The following is a 2,578-nucleotide window of genomic DNA, read 5'->3' on the forward strand; positions in this document are numbered from 1 at the left end:
AATCTCGAAATCCAAAACCATTGAACTCGATCGCTCTGCGCAAAACAGATCAGATAGCTGGACCGGCGCGGAGCGCGGCAACGACAGACCCCGCACCAGCACTGCCCGAACGGTTCTTGCCCCGCCCAGATCGAACGACCGCGAGCGCGGGCGCTAGCGTCCGAGTTTGCGGCAGGCTCCTATCGTCCTTCGACGAGCGGGCCCATCGGCGCAACACTGCCGGCAATTGTCTTGTCCTTCACGATCTCCTAACTCTCACGCCCGCCAGCACCCGGGCCGCTCCGCATCATGGGCTGCCATCAAACACCTAGTCCTCGGGCATGGCGTCGGAGCCAGCGCGCGGGCGCGGTCTTGCTAAAGCATCCTGGCCCTGCTGGAGGGCGAGGGGCGGCCGGAGAGGGCGGGGCTTGCTGGAAAGAGAGGAGAGCCGCAATGGCGATGATATTTATTGGCGGATCACGCGACATAGTCGAATTGCCGCCGCCGGCGATCGAACGCATCGGCGCGATCGTTTCGGCCGAGCATGGCGTGCTGATCGGCGATGCGCCCGGCGCCGATGTCGAAGCGCAAGGCCTGCTCGCCGGTTATCGCTATGACCATGTCGGCGTGTTTCACTCCGGCAAGAAGCCGCGCAACAATCTTGGCGATTGGGCAGCCTACCGCATCCCCCCGCCGGACGATGCCCAGGGTTTGCAGGGCATGCCACGGAGGATCGGGAAATGGCCCGGCGGGCGGATTTCGGGCTGATGATCTGGGATGGCGCCTCGCCGGTCACCGCGCTGAATGTGCTGCGCCTCGCCATCATCGGATCTCCCTGCGTTGTTTACGACGTTGCACGCGGCACTGCCGGAACAGTTCGCAATCCTGCTGACTGGCGGGCGATGGTCAGGCACGCCGGCGCCGATGTTCATCAGCGGGTCGAGGCACGCATGACGCTCGATGAGCGGATGGCGCTCCAGTAAGATACTGCGGAATACGCGGACATCTCCGCGAGGACGAACCGTTGCGGGCGCGCCATCTGAATGGCTCTGCCCGCGACGAGGTCGGTTATCGGCGCGTCGCATGCTTCGCCATCCATTTCGCTTTGCCTGCGGATGGGAGGCCGGCCTCTCTTGGGGCCGGTCGCTGATGATCCGGGTTGGCGTTGTCCAGCGATTGATCTTCTTGTTCACCTCACCATTGGGAGCGGCAAGGAAGAGGTAGCAGCTCAGTGCCGCCGGATGTTTCATCCAGAACGAGACATTGCTTACCGGATATCCGCGCGGCGTGTTTCCAGCGGTAGCCGCTGCCCAAGCCTGCGGTTAGCAAAGCGATGCGGCGTTTGGCGCTCGCGCAGAACGCGCTCGCCTCAGGTCAGGGACGGTGTGGCATTGAGCAGGAGGGGGGTCAGAGCCTGGGACACCGCCAGCATTGCGGATGAGACCGGGCGACGGCGGCCGGTGTTGCTTTCCATTTCTGCATCGGGACCAATCCCCGTTCCATGTCGCCTTTGTAGATGCCCGCCTGCCTACTGCGGTCAACCCCTGCGGGGTACACTCGATGCAAATTCAGAAAAATTCGATTTTTGTTTTTGGTTGCGGGCACCCAGTGCCCGCTGATTTTTCGAGAATAGAATTTTTGCAGAATTGGCATCGAGATGACCGCGGCAGGACGGTCCTCTTCTTTGGCGCCATCGGGAATTGGTCCCGATGCAGCAAAGGAGAACTACAATGGCCACCACGATCGCACAACTCACCGCCAAGTCCGACGGCTCGATGGAAGGCATCTTCGCCACCCTGCGCGTCAACGCCCCGATCACCGTTCTGCCGAACGCCAACAAGTCCCGCGAGGACGCCCCCGACTACCGCGTCATCAACAAGCGCACGGGCTTCGAGATCGGCGCCGGTTGGAACCGCATCTCGCAGCGCTCCGGCAAGGAAAACGTCTCCTTCAAGCTCGAAGCCCCCGAGATCGGCGTGGTCTACGGCAACCTCGCACCCGCCCCCGGCGGCGAGGAAAACAAGAAGGTCATCCTCTGGAACGATCCGGAATAATCCGGACCCGGGCCGGCCCTGAGAGGGGCCGGCCTCTTCATGTCGCACTCCAGGAGCATCACGATGACCGCCCACCTGATAGACATGCTGCTTGGCGGCTGCCTCGATCCCGACCTCGACTTGCACTGGCATCCATCCTGCCGCCGGCGCTGCGCCGTCTCGAACGCAGCGACGACTATGCCCCCGACTACCAGATTGACGGTGAGGGGAGCGTGAACCTTGGATCTGGCTGGAGCCAGACCGCTTCGCGATCCGGCATCCCCCTATATAGCCATCATCCTCCACCTTCCGCTGGGCAAACAGGTTTCGGGCGTGGTTGGCCATCACCCGAGCACGCCGGACGGTGGCGAGCTCAGTTCCAGTCGCAGACAACTGTCGCCCCGCAATCCTGATCCCGATTACACCGCACACGCAGGCCCGGTCGCCAGCGGCGACCGGGCCTGCGTGTGCTGATGTTTATCCTCCCGCCGCCTCGATCAGCGGTCGTTGTTCAGCAAGACCGGCTGCGAAACAGGGCGCCTGATTCCGTATACTCGACCACGCTT

4 protein-coding genes are annotated in these 2,578 nt (G+C 62.9%); all 4 read left to right on the forward strand.

Annotated elements, in window-relative coordinates:
• Window positions 1-432: 432 nt before the first annotated feature.
• Entirely contained in the window at window positions 433-747 is a 315-nt protein-coding gene (locus tag ACODTY_RS23715) for a hypothetical protein (protein WP_488996631.1), read from the forward strand.
• The gene (locus ACODTY_RS23720) at window positions 720-962 is read left to right on the forward strand and encodes a hypothetical protein (RefSeq protein ID WP_488996632.1); all 243 of its coding nucleotides are present in this window, start codon (window positions 720-722) and stop codon (window positions 960-962) included. Before ACODTY_RS23715 ends, ACODTY_RS23720 begins: the two co-directional genes overlap by 28 nt.
• Before the next feature lie 747 nt (window positions 963-1,709).
• Window positions 1,710-2,033 (forward strand): DUF736 domain-containing protein, encoded by a 324-nt coding sequence (locus tag ACODTY_RS23725; RefSeq protein WP_488996633.1) that lies wholly within the window; start codon window positions 1,710-1,712, stop codon window positions 2,031-2,033.
• 63 nt (window positions 2,034-2,096) lie between these two features.
• Window positions 2,097-2,249: a hypothetical protein gene (locus ACODTY_RS23730; RefSeq protein WP_488996634.1), complete on the forward strand. Its 153-nt coding sequence runs from the start codon at window positions 2,097-2,099 to the stop codon at window positions 2,247-2,249.
• Window positions 2,250-2,578 lie beyond the last annotated feature (329 nt).

It is taken from the genome of Mesorhizobium sp. FG116 (assembly GCF_057809835.1).